Source organism: Streptomyces olivaceus (genome assembly GCF_000721235.1).
Lineage (GTDB): Bacteria > Actinomycetota > Actinomycetes > Streptomycetales > Streptomycetaceae > Streptomyces > Streptomyces olivaceus.
Map to the genome: position 1 here is coordinate 129,159 of NZ_JOFH01000014.1, position 21,520 is coordinate 150,678.

Genomic DNA, 21,520 nt, shown 5'->3' on the forward strand with positions numbered 1-21,520 from the left:
GGTGAGTGCCGCCGTGAGCCGGCGCATCTCCGTCGTCACCGCCGTGCACGCCCCGTCGGCCCGGTACCTGCCGGAGGCCTTCGCGTCACTGTGCGAGCAGCGGCTCCCGGACGGCTGGGAATGGCACTGGCTGGTCCAGGAGGACGGCCGGACCGACGCCGTACGGCCCCACGTGCCGGACGACCCGCGGGTGACGTTCCGCCAGGGCCGCCCCGGAGGGCCCGGCGTGGCCCGCACGATGGCCCTCGCGCACGCCGACGGCGCGTACGTGAAGGTCCTGGACGCCGACGACCGGCTGCTGCCGGGAACCCTCGACCGGGACCTCGCGGCCCTGGAGGCCGACCCGGCGATCGGATGGGCCACCTGCCGGGCGCTCGACCTGCTGCCGGACGGCTCCACCGTCGGCTTCCCGGGCGATCCCGGGCACGGCCCGGTCGAGCGGGGGGCCGTCCTCGACCACTGGGCGGCGCACGACCACCGGGCGCAGGTGCACCCGGCGACGCTCTTCGTCCGCCGCGACCTGCTGCTCGCGCTGGGCGGCTGGATGGCGCTGCCGGCCTCCGAGGACACCGGCCTGCTGCTGGCCCTGAACTCCGTCGCCCGGGGCTGGTTCTCCTCCGAGGCCGGGCTGCTCTACCGCAAGTGGCCCGGGCAGGCGACCGGGCAGGCCGCCCACGTGGACGCCGCCGAGCGCGACGCGCGCATGGCGGTGGCCGAGGCCCGCGCGCGGGCGCTGGAGGGCTTCCGCCGGCACTGCGCGGCCGACTAGAGGCAGGGCACGCCGCCCTCCCCTCAGGCCAGCGTCTCGGCGTCGATCCGCGAGAAGACCAGTTCCGTCTCGCCCTCGACGGTGTCCCGCACCCGGGCCGGCACCGCCGGGTGCCGCAGGGCGCGCGGGTAGCTCGCCGGCGCGTAGTCGTTGGGCAGCCGGTAGGCGTGGAAGCCGTGCCGGCGCATGATCTCCATGAGTTCGCCGGCCGAGTCGCCGAGCCGTTCCATGCGCTCCGGCGTGACCTCGACGACGATCTCGGCGTCCGGCCGCAGCCGGTCCAGGAGCGGCTCCATCCCGCGCACGACCGCGCCCTCCGCCCCCTCGACGTCCACCATGATCACGCGCGCGGACGCGACCTCCTCGGGCCGCAGCAGGTCGGCCGCGGTGCGGGCCTCGGTCTCGAAGGTCGACTCGGCAGGCCCCTCGTAGGGCACGATGCTGTTCGCGCCCATGTTGCGGGAGCTGGCGAGGACGAAGGTGAGCCTTTCGCGACGGTCGGAGACCGCGGCGTTGACGGCGCGGATGTTGCCCCGCCCGTTGAGGGCGGCGTTCCGCAGCAGCCCGCGGTGGAAGTCCGGCGACGCCTCCACGGCCACCACGCGCCCCGAGGGGCCGACGAGGCGGGCGCCGAGCACGGCGTACACACCGATGTTGGCCCCCAGGTCGACGAACCCGTCCCCCGGCTTCAGCCGCCGCTCCAGCCACCGCGTGAGGTGCGGTTCCCAGACCCCGAACAGGTACAGGTACCGCTGGATCAGGTCCTGGGTGTCGACGGCGAACCGGTCGCCCGAGCGGGTCTCGACCACCCGCCGCCGGGGACGCTCACGCAAGCGCGGATCAAGCACCCGAGCGGCCAGCCCGGCCTTGCCCAGAGACCCGGGAGCGCCCCGCACGTACCGGCAGCCGACACCCACCAGAAGATCGACAAGGCCCCCGACCACCTCACTGCCTCCCCGCTGCCACCCGAAACAGAACGAAGAACGGACGCTCCCACTCGGGGAACGTCCGCTCATTCGAATCATCATCGGTGGGGCTAACAGGATTTGAACCTGTGGCCTCATCCTTATCAGGGATGCGCTCTAACCAACTGAGCTATAGCCCCGCCGCGCTCTGCGGTGTATGTCCCGCGCGCTGACTCCTGAAGATTAGCGCACGAGGCGGGCAGTCCCAAAATCGGTTCCGGCCCGCCCGGAAAGCGGCGATCAGGACGACCCTCACTCGTCCTCGGCGAGGGTCAGCTCGACACCGCCGACGAAGCCGGCGGACAGGTTGTAGATGAAGGCACCCAGGGTGGCCAGCGCCGTCGCGAGGACGACGTCGATGACCGCGATGACCGTCGCGAACAGCAGCACGTTGGGCAGCGACAGGAAGGACTGCAGGTCGAAGCCGTTGGACTCGTTCGATCCGGTCGCCTCGGCGATCGTGCCGCCGACCGTGGAGAAGACACCCATGGCGTCCATGACCATCCACAGCACGGCGGACGCGACGATCGTGCAGACGCCCAGAGCGATGGAGAGCAGGAAGCTGACCTTCATCACCGACCACGGGTCGGCCTTCGAGACACGCAGCCGGGCCTTGCGGACCCGGGGCGTCGTGCGCGCCCCGGTGCGTGGGCGGCGCACGGCGGACGCGTTGCCGCCCTGGGTCTGGTAGGCCTGCGGCGGGTGGTACGGCCCGCCGGACTGCTGGGGCTGCCGTTCTCCCGGCAGCGGCGAGGCCGCCTGCGTCTGCTGGCCTCGAGTGTCCGTCACAGTTCCCCCCTGGGATCCATGCGTCTGGGACGTGTGCGCACCGCTCGCGCCGTCGTCGATCTTGCGGAGCTGGGTCGTGTGCGGGTCTGCCGCACGCGCGGCGGAGCCACGGCCGCCGCCGCCCGTTTCCGTACCCGTTGAGGTACCGGTCGATCCGGCGCCCGTGGCTCCGCTCACGATGACTCTCTCCTCGTGCTACTCGTCCGAGGGCGCCTCACCCTCGTCCGTGCCGGTGGTCGCGGCACCCTCGGCGGTCTCGTCGACGACCACATCGCCGTCGACCTCCTCCGCCTCGCGTCCCGCCTCGGCGTTGCGTGCGATGCCGACGACGGCATCGCGCTTGCCCAGATTGATCAGTTGGACGCCCATGGTGTCACGGCCCGTCTCCCTGACCCCGCTGACTCGCGTACGAATCACACCGCCCGAGAGTGTGATGGCGAGGATTTCGTCGTGCTCCTCGACCACCAGCGCGCCCACGAGCGACCCGCGGTCCTCGACGATCTTGGCGGCCTTGATGCCGAGGCCGCCGCGACCCTGAACCCGGTACTCGTCGACGGAGGTCCGCTTCGCGTAACCGCCGTCAGTGGCAGTGAACACGAACGTACCGGCTCGAACAACATTCATCGAGAGCAGCTCGTCCCCTGCGCGGAAACTCATGCCCTTGACACCCGAGGTGGCCCGCCCCATGGGACGCAGCGTGTCGTCCGAGGCGGTGAACCTGATCGACTGCGCCTTCTTGCTGATCAGCAGCAGATCGTCCTCGGCGGAGACGAGCTCGGCCCCGATCAGTTCGTCGTCGGTTCCGTCCTCCTGCTCGCGCAGGTTGATGGCGATGACACCACCCGAACGCGGCGAGTCGTAGTCCTTCAGCGACGTCTTCTTCACCAGACCCGCCTTGGTGGCCAGGACCAGGTACGGCACCGCCTCGTAGTCGCGGATCGCGCGGATCTGGGCGATGGTCTCGTCCGGCTGGAAGGCCAGCAGGTTCGCCACGTGCTGACCGCGCGCCTCGCGCCCGGCGTCGGGCAGCTCGTACGCCTTCACCCGGTAGACCCGGCCCTTGTTGGTGAAGAACAGCAGCCAGTGGTGCGTGGTGGACACGAAGAAGTGGTTGACGATGTCGTCTTCCTTGAGCTTCGTGCCGCGTACGCCCTTGCCGCCGCGCTTCTGGGCCCGGTAGTCGTCGGTCTTGGTGCGCTTGATGTAGCCGCCGCGCGTGACCGTGACGACGATGTCCTCCTCGGCGATCAGGTCCTCGATGGACATGTCGCCCTCATAGGGGATCAGCTTCGTCTTGCGGTCGTCACCGTACTTCTCGACGAGCGCGGTCAGCTCCTCGCTGACGATGCCGCGCTGGCGGGCCGGCGAGGCGAGGATCTGGGTGTACTCGTTGATCTTCCGCTGGAGCTCGTCGTGCTCCTGGACGATCTTCTGGCGCTCCAGGGCGGCCAGCCGGCGCAGCTGCATCTCCAGGATCGCGTTGGCCTGGATCTCGTCGATCTCCAGGAGCTCCATCAGGCCGCCGCGCGCGATCTCGACGGTGTCGCTGCGCCGGATCAGCGCGATGACCTCGTCGATGGCGTCCAGGGCCTTCAGGAGGCCGCGCAGGATGTGCGCCCGCTCCTCGGCCTTGCGCAGCCGGTAGCGCGTACGGCGGACGATGACCTCGATCTGGTGGTTCACCCAGTGCCGGATGAACGCGTCCAGGGAGAGGGTGCGCGGCACGCCGTCCACCAGGGCCAGCATGTTGGCGCCGAAGTTGGTCTGCAGGTCGGTGTGCTTGTACAGGTTGTTCAGGACGACCTTGGCGACGGCGTCCCGCTTCAGCACGATGACCAGGCGCTGGCCGGTGCGCGAGGAGGTCTCGTCGCGGACGTCGGCGATGCCGCCGATCCTGCCGTCCTTCACCAGGTCGGCGATCTTCTGCGCGAGGTTGTCCGGGTTGACCTGGTAGGGCAGCTCGGTGACCACCAGGCACTGGCGGTTCTGGATCTCCTCGACCTCGACGACCGCGCGCATGGTGATCGAGCCGCGCCCGGTGCGGTAGGCCTCCTCGATGCCCCTGCGGCCCACCACCAGGGCGCCGGTCGGGAAGTCGGGGCCCTTGATGCGCTCGATCAGGGCGTCGAGCAGGTCCTCGTGCGAGGCCTCGTAGTTCTCCAGGTACCACTGGGCGCCGGCCGCGACCTCGCGCAGGTTGTGCGGCGGGATGTTGGTCGCCATGCCGACCGCGATGCCCGCCGAGCCGTTGATCAGCAGGTTCGGGAAGCGGGCCGGCAGGACGGTCGGCTCCTGGGAGCGGCCGTCGTAGTTGTCCGTGAAGTCGACGGTCTCCTCGTCGATGTCGCGGACCATCTCCATCGACAGCGGCGCCATCTTGCACTCGGTGTACCGCATGGCCGCCGCCGGGTCGTTGCCCGGCGAGCCGAAGTTGCCGTTGGAGTCGACGAGCGGCATCCGCATCGACCAGGACTGGGCGAGGCGCACGAGCGCGTCGTAGATGGAGGAGTCGCCGTGCGGGTGGTAGTTGCCCATGACGTCGCCGACGACGCGGGCGCACTTGTAGAAGCCGCGCTCGGGCCGGTAGCCGCCGTCGTACATGGCGTACAGCACGCGACGGTGCACGGGCTTGAGGCCGTCGCGTACGTCGGGCAGCGCGCGGGAGACGATGACGGACATCGCGTAGTCGAGGTACGAACGCTGCATTTCCGTCTCGAGCCCCACGGGCTCGACACGCATCGCCAGGGCGTCACCCTCGGGCGTCGTCACGGGGGTGTTCTCGTCGGTCATTGCTGGTGAAGGTCCTTCCTGGTGCGGTCAGCCGAGACCGACTCAGATGTCGAGGAAGCGAACGTCCTTGGCGTTGCGCTGGATGAACGCGCGCCGGGCTTCGACGTCCTCGCCCATCAGCACCGAGAACAGGTCGTCGGCCTGCGCGGCGTCGTCGAGCGTGACCTGGCCGAGCACACGGTGCTCCTGGTCCATGGTCGTGATGCGCAGCTCCTCCGCGTTCATCTCGCCCAGGCCCTTGAAGCGCTGCACGGAGTCCTCGCGGATGCGCTTGCCCGCGCTGCGGCCCAGTTCGATCAGGGCGTCGCGCTCACGGTCGGAGTACGCGTACTCGAAGTCGTCCCGGCCCCACTTGATCTTGTAGAGCGGGGGACGGGAGAGGTACACGCAACCGGCCTCCACCAGCGGCCGCATGAAGCGGAACAGGAAGGTCAGCAGCAGGGTGTTGATGTGCTGGCCGTCGACGTCGGCGTCCGCCATCAGGATGATCTTGTGATAGCGGAGCTTCTCGATGTCGAAGTCCTCGTGCACACCGGTGCCGAACGCGGAGATCATCGCCTGGATCTCCTGGTTCTGCAGGATCCGGTCGATGCGGGCCTTCTCGACGTTGAGGATCTTGCCGCGGATCGGGAGGATCGCCTGGTACTGCGGGTTCCGGCCGGACTTGGCCGAGCCGCCGGCGGAGTCGCCCTCGACGATGAAGATCTCGCACTTGGTCGGGTCGTTCGACTGGCAGTCGGACAGCTTGCCCGGCAGCGACGCCGTCTCCAGCAGGCCCTTGCGACGCGTCAGGTCACGGGCCTTGCGGGCCGCCACGCGCGCGTGCGCCGCCTGGATGCCCTTGCGGATGATGTCCGCGGCCTCGTTGGGATTGCGGTCGAGCCAGTCGGTCAGGTGCTCGTAGACGATCTTCTGGACGAAGGTCTTCACCTCGGTGTTGCCGAGCTTCGTCTTGGTCTGGCCCTCGAACTGGGGCTCGCCCAGCTTCACCGAGATGATCGCGGTCAGACCCTCGCGGATGTCGTCACCCGTGAGGTTGTCGTCCTTCTCGCGCAGCAGCTTCTTGTCCCGCGCGTACTTGTTGATCAGCGAGGTGAGCGCCGCGCGGAAGCCCTCCTCGTGCGTACCGCCCTCGTGGGTGTGGATGATGTTGGCGAAGGAGTACACACCCTCGGTGTAGCCGCCGTTCCACTGCATCGCGACCTCGAGGGACAGGCTCTTGTCCTTGTCCTCCGCCTCGAGGTCGATCACGGTGGGGTGCACCAGCTCTCCCTTGCGGGAGTTGAGGTACTTCACGAAGTCGACGATGCCGCCCTCGTAGTGGTACGCGACGCTCTTGACCTCGTGCTTCTCGTCCTCGCCCGCCTCGTCCGCGCCGGCGGTGGCCTTCGCCGACTCGCGCTCGTCGGTGAGGTTGATCTTCAGGCCCTTGTTGAGGAAGGCCATCTCCTGGAAGCGCCGGGAGAGCGTCTCGAAGGAGTAGTCGGTGGTCTCGAAGATGTCGCCGTCGGCCCAGAAGGTGACCGACGTGCCGGTCTCCTCGGTGGCCTCGTGCCGGGCGAGCGGTGCCGTGGGGACGCCCAGTTTGTATTCCTGCGTCCACCGGTGCCCGTCGGTCTTGACCTCCACCGCGACCCTGGTGGACAGGGCGTTGACGACGGAGACGCCCACGCCGTGCAGACCGCCGGAGACCGCGTAACCACCGCCGCCGAACTTGCCGCCCGCGTGCAGCACGGTCAGCACGACCTCCAGGGCCGGCTTGCCCTCGGACGGGACGATGCCCACCGGGATGCCGCGGCCGTCGTCGACGACCCGGACGCCGCCGTCGGCGAGGATCGTGACGTCGATCTTGTCCGCGTGGCCGGCCAGCGCCTCGTCCACGGAGTTGTCGACGACTTCCTGCACCAGGTGGTGCAGACCGCGTTCACCGGTTGAGCCGATGTACATACCGGGTCGCTTGCGGACCGCGTCCAGACCCTCGAGCACGGTGATGGCACTGGCGTCGTACGACGCGGATGCGGCGCCGTCGGCGGTGCTCACCACGTCGTTCACGCCGGTGTCGGTGGACGGGTTGTTCTCGTTGGGGTTGCCGGAATCGGCCACGAAGCGCCCTTTCTGGCACAGCACGAGCCGGGCTCCTTGGGGTGCCCGCCGGAGCGGCTGCGGCATGTTGCGTTGATAAGCCTTGATCAGCGTTGCTCAGCTAGTCCCGGACGGTCCCCACGTTCGGGGCGGGATTGGCTTCCATTCTACCGGTACCACTGACACTGATGGGGGTTTGCCGGTACCTGAGTCCGCATGTGCCGCCCTGAACCGGGCTCGTCCGACTCCCGATATGCGGAAGGGGGCTCCAGGAGGCTCACACCGGCACTCAGCGCTTTGAGGTGTCAACCCTTTGCTACTTGGGAGTCAGAACGTGGCGCGGAGCCGCTCGCGACGGTGCGAGCGAGGGCGTTCCGCCGGTTCAAACGGGGCATCGACATCGATTTTTGTGAGTTACATCACCGGCCGCTGATCAGGTGTCAGAAGCCGCTCCGGAGGCCTTCCGGCACGGCAACGGCCACGTCTACGGGCGGCGGGCAGCGGGGCGGACTGGCGCGCTCCGGATCACCCGCGGTGCCCGCTCCGGTGCCGCCCGCTCCGTTGTCGTTCGCCGCGCGGTTCCGCTCGCCGGCCGGGTCCGCTCGACGGCCGGTGTCTTTCGGCGGCCGGTGCCGTCTCATCCGTAGGTGTCGCCCGGGCCCTGGCTCCCGGGGGCCCGCAGCGGGCCGTAGCGGCGGCCGGGTCCGCCGGCCCCGCCGGGGCCCAGCACCTTGATCATCCGCACCGACCCGTGCCCCAGGTCCTCGTTGAGCCGGGCCACCAGAGTGGGGGCGAGCAACCGCAGGTTCGTCGCCCAGGCCGTCGAGTCGCAGCGCACGACCAGCACCCGCTCGTCCTCGTCGTACCGCTCCGGCACGCAGTGCTTGGCCACGTCCTCACCGACGATCTCCGGCCAGCGGCCCATCACTCCGCCCACCGCGGCAGGCGTCTCCCAACCGCGCTCGGTGATCAGCCGGTTGATCGCCGAACCCAGCGCCATGGGGTCGCGGCCGTCGGCCCGCGCTCCGGAGCGCAGACCACCGCGACGCGCCTGCTTCCGCTGCTGGGCCGCGTCCCCGCGCGCGCGTGCCGCCTCCCGTGCCGCCCTGAGCGCCACGCGCGCGAGGTCGACGCCGGACGACGGCTCGGGGCGCCGGGGGCCGCTCGCCCCGCGCTCACCGGAAGGCTCTTCGGGGCCCGGTCCCGGCGCGTCGGCGCTCATACGCGCTCCACCGTGCCCTCCGCCACCGTGAAGCGCGCCCCCGCCAGCACGTGCGGGACGTCGTCGTCGACCGCGGCCGTCACCAGCACCTGCTCGCCGGGCGCCACCAGCTCGGCCAGCCGCTCCCGGCGCCGCGCGTCCAGCTCGGCGAAGACGTCGTCCAGGACCAGCACCGGCTCGTTGCCCTCGGCCCGCAGCAGATCGAACGACGCCAGCCGCAGCGCCAGCGCGTACGACCACGACTCGCCGTGGGAGGCGTAGCCCTTGGCGGGCAGCGCCCCGAGTTTGAGCAGCAGGTCGTCCCGGTGCGGACCGACCAGGGTGACGCCCCGCTCGATCTCCTGCTTGCGCGCCTCGGCGAGCGCGGCCATGAGCTGCTCGTACAGGTCCTCGCGCGTGTGCGCCTCGCCCGGCGCCGACGGCTTGTACTCCAGCGCGACGGGACCGCCGCCCGGGGCCAGCTGCTCGTACGCCTTGTCCGCCAGCGGCTGCACGGCCGCGATCAGGTCCAGGCGCTGGGCGAGCAGTTCGGCACCCGCGTGGGCGAGGTGCTGGTCCCAGACGTCGAGCGTGGAGAGGTCCATCGTGCGGCCGCCGTGCCGGCGGGCGAGCGCCGCCGACTTCAGCAGGGTGTTGCGCTGCTTGAGGACCCGGTCGTAGTCGGAGCGCACGCCGGCCATCCGCGGGGAGCGGGCGGTGATCAGCTCGTCCAGGAAGCGGCGCCGCTCGCCGGGGTCGCCCTTCACCAGCGCGAGGTCCTCCGGCGCGAACAGGACGGTACGCACGATGCCGAGTACGTCCCGGGGCCTGACCTGCGAGGACCTGTTGACGCGGGCGCGGTTGGCCCGGCCCGGGTTCAGCTCCAGCTCGATCAGCTGCTGCCGCTCGCCCTGTCTGACCTGGGCGCGGATCACGGCGCGCTCGGCGCCCATGCGCACCAGGGGGGCGTCGGAGGAGACCCGGTGGCTGCCCAGGGTGGCGAGGTAGCCGACCGCCTCGACCAGGTTCGTCTTGCCCTGCCCGTTGGGGCCCACGAAGGCGGTGACGCCCGGGTCCAGGGGCACCTCGACCCGGGCGTACGAACGGAAGTCGGCCAGCGACAGATGCGTGACGTGCATGGTCGTGCGCCGACCTCCCGGGTGTTCTGTGTTCGTCCCTCGGGCGCGTGGCCCTCGGGTGCTGCTTACTTCTCGGCCTTCTTCTCCACCGCGTGGCCGCCGAACTGGTTGCGCAGCGCGGCGATCATCTTCATCTGCGGCGAGTCGTCCTGCCGGGACGCGAACCGCGCGAAGAGCGAGGCCGTGATCGCGGGCAGCGGCACCGCGTTGTCGATCGCCGCCTCCACCGTCCAGCGTCCCTCACCGGAGTCCTGTGCATAGCCCCGGAGCCCGTCCAGGTGCTGGTCGTCGTCGAGCGCGTTGACCGCCAGGTCGAGCAGCCAGGAGCGGATCACCGTGCCCTCCTGCCAGGAGCGGAAGACCTCGCGGACGTTGTCCACGGAGTCGACCTTCTCCAGCAGCTCCCAGCCCTCGGCGGGCTGCACCCGGGCGACGTGCTCGGAGTCGCCGCCGTACATCAGGGCGTAGCCGTTCTCCAGGCCCCAGACGCCGCCGGAGACGCCGCAGTCGACGAAGCCTATGCCCTTGGCGGCCAGTTCCCCGGCGTGCCGCTCGTCGTCCGTCCAGCGGGAGTTGCCGCCGTCCACGACGACGTCGCCGGGCTCGAGCAGCTCGCCGAGCTGGTCGACGGTGGCCTGGGTGGCCTCGCCGGCCGGGACCATCACCCACACCACGCGCGGGGCGCTGAGCTTGCCCACAAGCTCTTCCAGGCTGTGGACGTCGGCGAGGTCCGGATTGCGGTCGTATCCGACGACGGTGTGGCCCGCGCGGCGGATCCGCTCGCGCATGTTGCCGCCCATCTTGCCGAGGCCGACGAGACCGAGCTCCATCAGTTGCGTTCCTTAGGTGTGCGAGGTGGCAAGGCGGCACCTCCGTACCCGCCGGATGCGTGCCGCGGCACTTTCGTACCCGTCCCGAGCCTAAACCCGGACGCCCGTGCACAGCTGTGGGCATACGCGCTCAGACGTACGCCCCCACCTGCACCTTTGTCCTCACCCTGTGGACAACCGCCGCCGACCCGACCGCTGCGCTCAGCCGCTCAGCCGCACCGGCATACTGCGGCCTTGTGGGGACGACCCCCACACCCCCGGCAGCCCCTCGGCGGACGCCGACCGACGGACTCAGCCGCTCAGCCGCTCAGCCGCTCAGCCGCACCGGCATGATCAGGTACTTGTAGGCCTCGTCCGCCTCGGCGTCCACCGCGGGCTTGCCGCTGAGCAGCGCAGGCTTCGTGGACGTCGTGAAGGAGAGCTGGGCGACCGGGGAGTCGATGGCGCTCAGACCGTCCAGCAGGAAGGTCGGGTTGAAGGCGATCGAGATGTCGTCGCCCTCCAACTGGGCGTCGACCCTTTCCACAGCCTGTGCGTCGTCGCTGGAGCCGGCTTCCAGGATGAGCACACCCTGCTCGAAGCTGAGCCGCACCGGGGTGTTGCGCTCGGCGACCAGGGCCACACGCTTGACGGCTTCCACGAAGGGGGCGGTCTCGATCACGGCGACGCTGTTGAACTCCGTCGGGAACAGCGTCTTGTACTTCGGGAGGTCGCCCTCCAGAAGACGCGTCGTCGTCCGGCGTCCGGCGCCCTCGAAACCGATCAGGCCCTCGCCCGCGCCCGAACCGGCCAGCGCCAGGATCACCTGGTCGCCGCTGGTCAGCGCCTTGGCGGTGTCCTGGAGCGTCTTGGCGGGCACCAGGGCGACGGCGGAGATCTCCGGGTTCTCCGGCTTCCACAGGAACTCGCGGACCGCGAAGCGGTAGCGGTCGGTGGAGGCCAGCGTCACCGAGTCGCCCTCGATCTCGATGCGCACACCGGTGAGGACGGGCAGCGTGTCGTCGCGGCCCGCGGCGATCGCGACCTGCTGCACCGCCGAGGCGAAGACCTCGCCGGGGACGGTGCCCGTGGCCTCCGGCATCTGCGGCAGCGCCGGGTACTCCTCCACCGGCAGGGTGTGGAGGGTGAACCGCGAGGAGCCGCAGACCACCGTCGCCCGTACACCGTCTGTGGAGATCTCCACCGGCCGGTTGGGGAGGGCACGGGAGATGTCGGCGAGCAGGCGGCCGGAGACGAGGACGGTGCCCTCCTCGTCGATCTCCGCCTCGACCGACACCCGCGCGGAGACCTCGTAGTCGAAGCTGGACAGGCTCAGCTGCCCCTCCTCGGCCTTCAGCAGCAGGCCCGCGAGGACCGGCGCCGGCGGACGGGCCGGGAGGCTGCGTGCGGCCCAGGCCACTGCCTCCGCGAGTACGTCGCGTTCCACCCGGATCTTCACTGTTGCCGCCTCCTGCTGTTGCCGGCGCTGCTCGCCCTGCTTCGCCTTCGTCGTCTGACCGGTGTCGCCCGCCGCTGTGAGGGGCAGAACACCGGGACCAGTCTGACGCACCCCACTGACAGTAGGTGCCGTTCGGGGTCAAGTCGTGACGAGGGGCAGCCGGGGCCGAGAGAGCGAGTTGTGCACAGGACCCGCTTCGAAACGGATTCCGCTCTCTCTCTAGTCGTCAGTAGTAGTAGGGCCTGTGGATACCGTGGATAACCTCGTTTGCGCAGGTCAGAGCCAAGATTTTGTCCACGGGGCCTGTGGGCGGAGCCGGTGGACAACCGGGCGCTTCTGTGGAGAACGGAAAGTTCTGCACACTCCGTGCACAGGCAGGGGCGAGTTCTCCCCAGCGTCGTCCCCAGCTTTACCCACCTTTCCCACAGGCCAACCCGGCACCTTGATGTGACGCCTTTCACTCGACGCGGTGACAGGGCGCGTCATGTTGCCGAACAGTGGACAGGCATGTGGAGAAGCTGGAGATCGCTGGGGACAACTCGCTCCAGCCTGTGGGTTGCCCGTGGACAACTTGATGCACAGCCTGTGGATCATTTCTTTGTCCACAGCCTGTGGAGATCCTTCGTCCACGAATCCACAGGGAGGTGACCTGGCCTGATGATCCCTCAACACCCTGGCCTGTGGACAGGATCGGGACAACTTCCCAGTCCCCAAGGTGTGGACGGAAAAAAGTAGCCGAATCTGTGGAGGACGCCCGTAACCCGGCGGGTATTCGAACAGTGGACAGGACAGCCGTACGACGGCGGCAGGGACGGCGGGGGCCCGGACAGGTGCCGCCGGGCACGAAGAAGGCGCCTCCCGGTGTCCGGGAGGCGCCTGCGTGGCCGGTACGGGCGGGCGTCAGCCGTTTTTGATGCGGTTGGTCAGCTCGGTCACCTGGTTGTAGATGGAGCGCCGCTCGGCCATCAGATTGCGGATCTTGCGGTCGGCGTGCATGACGGTGGTGTGGTCCCGGCCGCCGAACAGCGCGCCGATCTTCGGCAGCGAGAGGTCCGTCAGCTCCCGGCACAGGTACATGGCGATCTGCCGGGCCGTCACGAGCGCCCGTCCGCGAGAGGTGCCGCACAGGTCCTCGACGGTGAGGCCGAAGTAGTCGGCGGTCGCGCCCATGATGGCCGTCGAGGTGATCTCCGGGGCCGAGTCCTCGCCGCCGGGGATCAGGTCCTTGAGGACGATTTCCGTCAGGCCCAGGTCGACCGGCTGCCGGTTGAGCGAGGCGAAGGCCGTGACCCGGATCAGCGCGCCCTCCAGCTCCCGGATGTTGCGCGAGATCCGGGAGGCGATGAACTCCAGTACCTCCGGCGGGGCGTTGAGCTGTTCCTGGACCGCCTTCTTGCGCAGGATCGCGATGCGCGTCTCGAGTTCGGGTGGCTGGACGTCGGTGGTCAGGCCCCACTCGAAGCGGTTGCGCAGCCGGTCCTCCAGCGTCACCAGCTGCCGGGGCGGCCGGTCGGAGGAGAGCACGATCTGCTTGTTGGCGTTGTGCAGGGTGTTGAAGGTGTGGAAGAACTCCTCCTGCGTCGACTCCTTGTCCGCCAGGAACTGGATGTCGTCCACGAGCAGGATGTCCATCTCGCGGTAGCGCTTGCGGAAGCTGTCGCCCTTGCCGTCGCGGATGGAGTTGATGAACTCGTTGGTGAACTCCTCGGAGCTCACGTACCGCACCCGCGTGCCCGGGTAGAGGCTGCGTGCGTAGTGCCCGATGGCGTGCAGGAGGTGCGTCTTGCCGAGGCCCGACTCCCCGTAGATGAAGAGCGGGTTGTACGCCTTCGCGGGCGCCTCCGCGACGGCGACGGCAGCGGCGTGGGCGAAGCGGTTGGACGCACCGATGACGAAGGTGTCGAAGAGGTACTTCGGGTTCAGGCGCGCGGTCGGCTCGCCGGGGCCGGTGGCCGGTGCGGGCTGGGCGGCCAGTGGGCCGGGCGCGCCGGTGGCGGGGCCGGGGCCCACGGGGCCGCCGCGGTGGACGTGCCCGGAGCCGGCCGGCGGGTCGGGCAGGTCCCGGCGGGGGCCGCGCGGCTCGTAGTCGCCCCGCGGCTGGTCGTAGTCGGGGCGGGACTGCTCGTAGTCGCCGCGTGGAGCGTCGTAGTCGGGCCGGGGCTTGTCGTAGTCACCGCGCGGGGCGTCGTACGGCGGGCGCTCCGGCGCCGGCCGGCGGTAGTCCTGTTCGTACGCGTCGTGGGCGTACCGGGACGGCTCCTGGCCGTAGGGCTCCTGCGGGGGCGAGGCATAGGGGTCGCGTTCGGGGAAGCCGAGGCGCTGCTGCTGCCAGCCGTAGTCGTCCTGCTGGGCCGGGCGCGGCCAGGAGCCGGGCTCGGGCCGCTGGTACTCCTGCGGGTAGGCGGGCCGGGCGGTGGGGAGCTGGTCGGCGCGGTTGCGGCCGTATCCCTCGTACTCGTCGCGGTATTCCTCACGACCCGGTCCCGGTCCCGGAGGGAGCTCCGGCTCCTCGTAGCGGGGCTGCGGGCGGGCGGCCGGCGGCTGGGGTGCGGGGGCCGAAGCGGGGCCTGCGGGCTCGCCTGCGGTCTCGTCAACGGTGATCGCGATGCGGATCGGGCGGCCGCACTCGCGGCTCAGCGTCTCGCCGACGATCGGGGCGAGGCGTCCCTCCAGTACGCCCTTGGCGAATTCGTTCGGTACGGCGAGCAGGGCGGTGTCGGCCACCAGCGCCAGCGGCTGGCAGCGCCGGATCCAGTGCTCGTCCTTCGACTCGACGCCCTGCCCGCGGCCGTCTCCGAGAAGTTGCTCCAATACGCGTGGCCACACTGCGGCAAGATCGGCAGGTACGTCAGCCACAGGGCACGCTCTCTCACGAGTCCCTCGAAGGTGTGATTCGGGGACGGGTCGGGATGAAACTCGGGTGGGGCAGGGATAAGGGAACGAATCGGAGTTCAGCCACGGTAGTCAGCGCGGCCGGTAGGGTTCAAGTTGTTGTCCCCAGCCTGTGGACAAGTGTCTCCCGGTCACCGCTGGTTTGACCGAATGGCGCAGTCCCACGTACCGTGACCAGGTCGAGTTGTCGATGGCTGCTGCCGCCTGCCTCCGATGGGCACAGGTCACGTCCAAGGTGATCGAAAAGCGGTGCACTCGGGCGTAACGCGAGCTACTCGTGGGCGCACGGTGACAGCCAGGACGGCACCCCGCCAACCCCGAATCTTTCTGGAGCCCCCGAGTGAGCAAGCGCACCTTCCAGCCGAACAACCGCCGTCGTGCGAAGACCCACGGTTTCCGGCTGCGTATGCGTACCCGTGCCGGCCGCGCGATCCTGGCGACCCGCCGCAGCAAGGGCCGCGCCCGTCTGTCCGCCTGATTCCGGTCAGGTCATGACGTCGTGCTGCCCACCGAGAACCGGCTGAGGCGGCGCGAGGACTTCGCGACCGCGGTACGACGAGGCCGCAGGGCCGGTCGCCCGGCCCTCGTCGTCCACCTACGAAGCGGTGCCACGGACCCGCACGCGCCTGGGGAGAGCGCTCCCCCGACACGTGCGGGTTTCGTCGTGAGCAAGGCAGTGGGTGGCGCGGTCGTGCGCAACACGGTGAAACGCAGGCTTCGCCATCTGATGCGCGACCGGATCGACCTGTTTCCCCCCGGTAGCCTGGTAGTCGTACGAGCGCTGCCCGGTGCGGGCGACGCCGACCATGCACAGCTGGCCCGAGACCTGGACGCCGCCCTGCAGCGGCTACTGGGAGGGGGCGCGCGATGAAGTACCCACTGCTGGCACTGATCAAGCTCTACCAGTGGACGATCAGTCCGCTGCTGGGGCCGGTGTGCAAGTACTACCCGTCGTGCTCCCACTACGGCTACACGGCCATCGACCGCCACGGAGCCGTCAAGGGCACAGCGCTGACCGCCTGGCGCATCCTGCGGTGCAATCCGTGGTCGCTGGGCGGCGTGGACCATGTTCCGCCGCGCAAGCGCCCGCGGTGGCACGAAAAGCTGCGTGCCGCTTGGCGGGCACGCAAGGGCGGGACCTCCGCCGCCGAACCGGCCACCGAAGGACGGTCTGCTCATCAGAGCCCGTCCGGTCCCTCGGGCCCGGCCGCAGAGACCTCGCCCCATGCCCAAGGAGCATGATTAGTGGACACGATTGCCAGCCTCTTCAGCTTTATCACCTGGCCCGTCTCCTGGGTCATCGTCCAGTTCCACACGGTGTACGGGGCGATCTTCGGACCTGACACCGGATGGGCCTGGGGCCTGTCCATCGTGTCCCTGGTGATCCTCATCCGCATCTGCCTGATCCCGCTCTTCGTGAAGCAGATCAAGGCGACGCGCGGGATGCAGACGCTCCAGCCGGAGATGAAGAAGATCCAGGAGCGCTACAAGAACGACAAGCAGCGTCAGTCCGAAGAGATGATGAAGCTGTACAAGGAGACGGGCACGAACCCGCTCTCCTCGTGCCTTCCCATCCTGGCGCAGTCTCCGTTCTTCTTCGCCCTCTACCACGTGCTCAACGGCATCGCGTCCGGCGACACCATCGGCGCGGTCAACCAGGACCTGCTGGAGAGCGCGCAGAAGGCACACATCTTCGGGGCCCCGCTGGCCTCCAAGTTCTTCAGCAGCGAGAGCGACGTCACCGCCCTCAGCGCCTCTCTGACCGACGTCCGAGTCGTCACCGCGATCATGATCGTGCTGATGTCGGCCTCGCAGTTCTTCACCCAGCGCCAGCTGATGACGAAGAACGTCGACACCACGGTCAAGACGCCGTTCATGCAGCAGCAGAAGATGCTGATGTACGTCTTCCCCGTCATGTTCGCCGTCTTCGGTGTCAACTTCCCCGTCGGTGTCCTCGTCTACTGGCTGACCACCAACGTGTGGACCATGGGCCAGCAGATGTACGTCATCCGCAACAACCCGACGCCGGGCTCCAAGGCCCAGGCCGCCTACCTGGAGCGGCTGCACAAGAGCCTCACCGAGCACGGCAAGACCCGTGGCCGCGGTCAGAAGGCCATCGTCAAGGCCATCGTCGCCAAGGGCCGCGACCGCAACGAGTTCGAGCGCAAGTTCATCAACGGCCTGAACAAGTCGGGTCTGGCCGCCCAGCCCGACGGCAACGTGGAGAAGAACGACGCCGCTGTCGCCGCCCAGAGCGCTGACGGTACGACCGCCGCGACCACGACCGCACCCAAGCGCCAGCAGCCCAAGCGGCAGAGCAAGTCCCAGCGCCAGGCCAGGCCCGCAGGTGAGTCCGAGCCGAAGACCTCGCTGGAGAAGTCGGACGAGCCGCAGGACGCCGAGCCGGGCAGCAAGCAGGAGAGCAAGCCTGCCGCCGCCGCCAAGAAGCCGGCTCAGAAGTCGGGTGGCGGCCGCAGCAAGGCCCAGTCCGGACAGCGCAAGGGCCCGCAGCGGCCCAAGTCCCCGTCGAAGAAGTAAGAAGGAGTCCATCCCGTGACGGAAGGCACCACCTCCGCCGCTGCCGAGGGTGCAGACACCCTCACTCGCCTTGAGCAGGAGGGCGAGATCGCCGCGGACTACCTGGAGGGTCTGCTCGACATCGCCGACCTCGACGGTGACATCGACATGGACGTCGAGGCCGATCGCGCCTCCGTCTCGATCATCAGCGACAGCCACAGCCGGGACCTGCAGAAGCTGGTCGGCCGGGACGGCGAGGTGCTGGAGGCTCTGCAGGAGCTCACGCGCCTGGCCGTGCACCGGGACACCGGCGACCGCAGCCGGCTGATGCTAGACATCGGGGGCTACCGGGCCAAGAAGCGCACCGAACTCTCCGAGCTGGGTGCCAAGGCCGCCGCCGAGGTCAGGAGCAGCGGCGAGTCCGTGCGGCTGAAGCCGATGACGCCGTTCGAGCGCAAGGTCGTGCACGACGCGGTCAAGGCGGCGGGCCTGCGCAGCGAGTCCGAGGGCGAGGAGCCGGAGCGCTTCGTCGTCGTGCTTCCCGCCTGATCGGTCCCCTCGTTCTCCGGCCCCGTCTGTTGCGCAGACGGGGCCGAATTTTGTCAGCCTGATAGTTCTGGTGGTTCTGGTACCGACGCCTCGCGCGCCGGTGCCGTACGGAAGGACGGTCCCCGTGTCGGAGGCAGCGGAGCTTCCCCCCGTGCCCGAGCAGGCACGTGACGTGTTCGGCGATCGCTACGCGGATGCGGTCCGCTACGCGGAACTGCTTGCCGAGGCGGGGGTGAAGCGCGGCCTGATCGGTCCGCGTGAAGTGCCTCGCCTCTGGGAGCGGCACCTGCTGAACTGCGCGGTGCTTTCGGAGGTCGTGCCCGAGGGGGTGACGGTGTGCGACGTCGGTTCGGGTGCCGGCCTGCCCGGCATCCCGCTGGCGCTGGTGCGGGACGACCTGAAGATCACGTTGCTGGAGCCGCTGCTGCGGCGCACGAATTTCCTGACCGAGGTCGTGGAGCTGCTGGGCCTGGACCATGTCACGGTCGTCCGCGGCCGGGCCGAGGAGGTCATGGGCAAGATGCCGCCCGTGCATGTGGTGACGGCCCGGGCGGTCGCTCCGCTGGACCGCCTGGCCACCTGGGGTGTCCCCTTGCTGCGCCCTTACGGCGAGATGCTTGCTCTCAAGGGCGACACGGCCGAGGAGGAGCTCAAGGCCGCGACCGCGGCGCTGAGCAAGCTGGGTGCCGAGGAGACGTCCATCGTGCATGTCGGGCAGGGAGTCGTTGATCCCCTGTCCACGGTGGTGCGGGTCGAGGTCGGGGAGAGCCCTGGCGGTGTACGGTTCGCGGCCAAGCGTGCCAAGGCGGCCCGGACGGGTCGGACGCGTCGGCGCCGAGGATAAGCTCGACCGCTGGCCGTACTCCACACAAGCTGCCCTGCCTGTGTGTGCCGGAGTGTCGCGGCAGTTCGGCATCTGCGGCTGTGCATCGTGTTTCACGTGAAACGTCGCTCACTGCTGCACGGCATCATCAGTCGCGGCCGCGCCGCGGCAGACCCCCGCGACCGAAAGCCTCTCGGGTCGCTCGGAAAGAGCACGGAGTTGTCCACAGAGGTGGATTTCTCCACAGAACACCAGGCCTCACTGGTTCATGACCCCGAAGACATGGGAGGCTCTGTTCATTGCGAGCCTGAAGTCGAGGAGAGTGAATCCTTGCGGTCCGACGCCAATATCGCGGGACCGATGACCGATCCGGTCCCCGGTCCCCGTACCGAGTCGATGGGAGCGGATGTTTCACGTGAAACACCGCCTCCGATGGACGACACCCCGATCGGTCGAGCTGCCCAGCTGGCGGTGGAGGCCCTGGGCCGCGCCGGCGAAGGGCTGCCACGCCCGGAGCAGACCCGGGTCATGGTGGTGGCCAACCAGAAGGGCGGGGTGGGCAAGACGACGACGACCGTCAATCTTGCCGCGTCACTCGCGCTGCACGGTGCCAGAGTCCTGGTCGTCGACCTCGACCCCCAGGGGAACGCCTCCACTGCGCTGGGTATCGATCATCACGCCGACGTCCCGTCCATCTACGACGTACTGGTCGAGAGCCAGCCACTTTCGGAAGTGGTCCAGCCGGTCCCGGACGTCGAGGGTCTTTTCTGTGCCCCCGCCACGATCGACCTCGCCGGCGCGGAGATCGAGCTGGTCTCGCTGGTCGCCCGCGAGAGTCGGCTCCAGCGGGCGATCTCGGCCTATGAGCAGCCGCTGGACTACATCCTCATCGACTGCCCGCCCTCCCTCGGTCTGCTGACCGTCAACGCACTCGTCGCGGGCCAGGAGGTGCTGATCCCGATCCAGTGCGAGTACTACGCGCTGGAAGGCCTGGGGCAGCTGCTGCGCAACGTCGACCTGGTTCGCGGACACCTCAACCCCGAGTTGCACGTGTCGACCATCCTGCTCACCATGTACGACGGCCGGACGCGGCTCGCGTCCCAGGTCGCGGACGAGGTCCGCAGCCACTTCGGTGACGAGGTACTGCGGACCAGCATTCCCCGCTCGGTCCGTATCTCCGAGGCGCCGAGCTACGGGCAGACGGTTCTGACATACGATCCAGGATCGAGCGGTGCCCTCTCCTATCTGGAGGCGGCCCGTGAGATGGCGCTGAAGGGGGTGGGCGTCGCTTATGACGCGACGCAGGCCCACCTCAGCGCCCAGAATGATCCGAACATGGTGGAGGGGATCCAGTGAGCGAGCGACGGAGGGGGCTGGGCCGTGGTCTGGGCGCCCTGATCCCCAACGCTCCGACGGAGAAGTCGGTGGCGTCGGCGGCGCTGGGGAACGCGGGCACCGCGGCTCCGGGTGTGATGCCCCGCGTGCCGAACGAACGAGGAGTGGCCGCAGCGAAGGTGGCCACGCTGCCCCCTGTTTCACGTGAAACGGAAGAGCCGGGGGCTCCCAACGGTGCGGAGGCGCTCAGGACGCCCATGGGGGCGCACTTCGCCGAAGTGCCGCTCGACGCCATCACGCCGAACCCGAAGCAACCGCGCAAGGACTTCGACGACGATGCGCTGGCCGAGCTGGTCACCTCCATCAGGGAAGTGGGGCTGCTCCAGCCGGTCGTGGTCCGGCCGACAGGGCCCGGTCGCTACGAGCTCATCATGGGTGAGCGTCGCTTCCGTGCCTGCCGAGAGCTGGAACTGGAGGCCATTCCGGCGATCGTCCGGGCGACGGAGGACGAGAAGCTCCTCCTGGACGCTCTTCTGGAGAACCTGCACCGAGCGCAGCTGAACCCGTTGGAAGAGGCCTTCGCCTACGACCAGCTGCTGAAGGACTTCAACTGCACGCACGACCAGCTGGCGGACCGCATCGGGCGCTCCCGTCCGCAGGTCTCGAACACGCTGCGACTGCTCAAGCTTTCCCCGAAGGTCCAGACCCGGGTGGCCGCAGGCGTGCTCTCGGCGGGACACGCGCGCGCTCTGCTCTCTGTCGACGATTCGGAGGAGCAGGATCGGCTGGCCCATCGCATCGTGGCCGAAGGACTTTCGGTGCGTTCGGTCGAGGAGATCGTGACCCTGATGGGTTCGCGTCCTCAGAAGCCGCAGCGGGCCAAGGGGCCGCGAGCGGGTTCGCTGGTTTCCCCGGCGCTCTCGGACCTCGCCACTCGGCTCTCGGACCGCTTCGAGACGCGCGTCAAGGTCGACCTGGGGCAGAAGAAGGGCAAGATCACCGTGGAGTTCGCCTCCATGGAAGACCTTGAGCGGATCCTCGGCAGCTTCGCTCCCGGGGAGGGCCCGGTCCTGCAGAAGGGCCTCCTGGAGGATGAGGGCGAAGACTCCGACTCCTGATGCCGGGGCGGGCGGGGTGCTGGGAAGCGCTCCCCTGTCGGCAGGGCGGGTCGTGTCCGGTGCATACCGGAACACGGCCCGCCCTTTGCTTTGCGTCGGTGTCGGGGTCAGCGCATCGTGGATACGATGCGCTGAGGATGGCGTTGTGACCCGGCAGTACCTCTGAGAGGAAGGCAGGGGCCATGCGAACGGTGAGCCGTACCGAACTGGTGAGCGCGGGCTTGGGGCTGGGCGCGGTCGGTGGGTTCATCGGCAGCCTGCTCAGGGAACGGAGCGCTCTGAC

At 69.2% G+C, this 21,520-nt stretch carries 18 protein-coding genes and 1 tRNA gene; 9 read left to right on the top strand and 10 right to left on the bottom strand.

The annotated features are described in order from the left end of the window. Position 1: 1 nt before the first annotated feature. A complete protein-coding gene (locus tag IG94_RS0116545) occupies positions 2-769 on the top strand; it encodes a glycosyltransferase family 2 protein (RefSeq protein WP_031036519.1) in 768 nt (255 codons plus the stop codon). Between the two features lie 23 nt (positions 770-792). On the opposite strand, the gene IG94_RS0116550 is transcribed toward IG94_RS0116545, so the two are convergent. The 10 genes from IG94_RS0116550 to dnaA form a co-directional block, all read right to left on the bottom strand. Next, positions 793-1,665, bottom strand: coding sequence for an FkbM family methyltransferase (locus tag IG94_RS0116550; protein WP_043483855.1), 873 nt, complete (start codon positions 1,663-1,665; stop codon positions 793-795). A gap of 135 nt (positions 1,666-1,800) precedes the next feature. Then, positions 1,801-1,874, bottom strand: a tRNA-Ile gene (locus tag IG94_RS0116555). A gap of 112 nt (positions 1,875-1,986) precedes the next feature. Then, a complete protein-coding gene (locus IG94_RS0116560; RefSeq protein ID WP_078535776.1) occupies positions 1,987-2,700 on the bottom strand; it encodes a DUF3566 domain-containing protein in 714 nt (237 codons plus the stop codon). An 18-nt stretch (positions 2,701-2,718) separates the two neighbouring features. Next, positions 2,719-5,313: a DNA gyrase subunit A gene (gene gyrA, locus IG94_RS0116565; RefSeq protein WP_031036526.1), complete on the bottom strand. Its 2,595-nt coding sequence runs from the start codon at positions 5,311-5,313 to the stop codon at positions 2,719-2,721. A gap of 42 nt (positions 5,314-5,355) precedes the next feature. Then, positions 5,356-7,416, bottom strand: coding sequence for a DNA topoisomerase (ATP-hydrolyzing) subunit B (gyrB, locus tag IG94_RS0116570; RefSeq protein ID WP_194963129.1), 2,061 nt, complete (start codon positions 7,414-7,416; stop codon positions 5,356-5,358). 616 nt (positions 7,417-8,032) lie between these two features. Next, on the bottom strand, positions 8,033-8,617 hold the full coding sequence (locus IG94_RS0116575) for a DciA family protein (RefSeq protein WP_031036530.1): 585 nt from the start codon (positions 8,615-8,617) through the stop codon (positions 8,033-8,035). Continuing rightward, entirely contained in the window at positions 8,614-9,735 is a 1,122-nt protein-coding gene (gene recF / locus IG94_RS0116580; RefSeq protein WP_031036532.1) for a DNA replication/repair protein RecF, read from the bottom strand. Before recF ends, IG94_RS0116575 begins: the two co-directional genes overlap by 4 nt. Positions 9,736-9,800: 65 nt before the next feature. Beyond that, positions 9,801-10,565 (bottom strand): NADP(+)-dependent, decarboxylating phosphogluconate dehydrogenase, encoded by a 765-nt coding sequence (locus IG94_RS0116585; RefSeq protein WP_031036535.1) that lies wholly within the window; start codon positions 10,563-10,565, stop codon positions 9,801-9,803. Positions 10,566-10,872: 307 nt separating this feature from the next. Further along, on the bottom strand, positions 10,873-12,003 hold the full coding sequence (dnaN, locus tag IG94_RS0116590) for a DNA polymerase III subunit beta (protein WP_031036538.1): 1,131 nt from the start codon (positions 12,001-12,003) through the stop codon (positions 10,873-10,875). A gap of 900 nt (positions 12,004-12,903) precedes the next feature. Continuing rightward, complete coding sequence (dnaA, locus tag IG94_RS0116595) at positions 12,904-14,859, bottom strand: chromosomal replication initiator protein DnaA (RefSeq protein ID WP_031036542.1); 1,956 nt, start codon at positions 14,857-14,859, stop codon at positions 12,904-12,906. Positions 14,860-15,235: 376 nt separating this feature from the next. Between dnaA and rpmH the strand changes: the two genes are divergently transcribed. From rpmH to IG94_RS0116630, 8 genes are all read left to right on the top strand, one after another. Next, positions 15,236-15,373 carry a 50S ribosomal protein L34 gene (gene rpmH / locus IG94_RS0116600; protein ID WP_003975051.1) on the top strand — a complete coding sequence of 46 codons (138 nt, stop codon included), beginning with the start codon at positions 15,236-15,238 and terminating at the stop codon, positions 15,371-15,373. Positions 15,374-15,394: 21 nt separating this feature from the next. Beyond that, entirely contained in the window at positions 15,395-15,766 is a 372-nt protein-coding gene (gene rnpA / locus IG94_RS40490; protein ID WP_078535774.1) for a ribonuclease P protein component, read from the top strand. Continuing rightward, positions 15,763-16,137 carry a membrane protein insertion efficiency factor YidD gene (gene yidD, locus IG94_RS0116605; protein WP_031036548.1) on the top strand — a complete coding sequence of 125 codons (375 nt, stop codon included), beginning with the start codon at positions 15,763-15,765 and terminating at the stop codon, positions 16,135-16,137. Before rnpA ends, yidD begins: the two co-directional genes overlap by 4 nt. A gap of 3 nt (positions 16,138-16,140) precedes the next feature. Continuing rightward, positions 16,141-17,433 carry a membrane protein insertase YidC gene (gene yidC / locus IG94_RS0116610; protein WP_031036550.1) on the top strand — a complete coding sequence of 431 codons (1,293 nt, stop codon included), beginning with the start codon at positions 16,141-16,143 and terminating at the stop codon, positions 17,431-17,433. A gap of 15 nt (positions 17,434-17,448) precedes the next feature. Further along, positions 17,449-17,961, top strand: a complete 513-nt coding sequence (locus tag IG94_RS0116615) for a Jag family protein (protein ID WP_031036553.1) — start codon at positions 17,449-17,451, stop codon at positions 17,959-17,961. A 124-nt stretch (positions 17,962-18,085) separates the two neighbouring features. Continuing rightward, positions 18,086-18,805, top strand: a complete 720-nt coding sequence (gene rsmG / locus IG94_RS0116620; RefSeq protein ID WP_031036556.1) for a 16S rRNA (guanine(527)-N(7))-methyltransferase RsmG — start codon at positions 18,086-18,088, stop codon at positions 18,803-18,805. A 261-nt stretch (positions 18,806-19,066) separates the two neighbouring features. Further along, on the top strand, positions 19,067-20,140 hold the full coding sequence (locus tag IG94_RS0116625) for a ParA family protein (RefSeq protein ID WP_078892330.1): 1,074 nt from the start codon (positions 19,067-19,069) through the stop codon (positions 20,138-20,140). Further along, positions 20,137-21,237, top strand: coding sequence for a ParB/RepB/Spo0J family partition protein (locus tag IG94_RS0116630; RefSeq protein ID WP_031036562.1), 1,101 nt, complete (start codon positions 20,137-20,139; stop codon positions 21,235-21,237). Before IG94_RS0116625 ends, IG94_RS0116630 begins: the two co-directional genes overlap by 4 nt. The last annotated feature ends 283 nt before the right edge of the window (positions 21,238-21,520 follow it).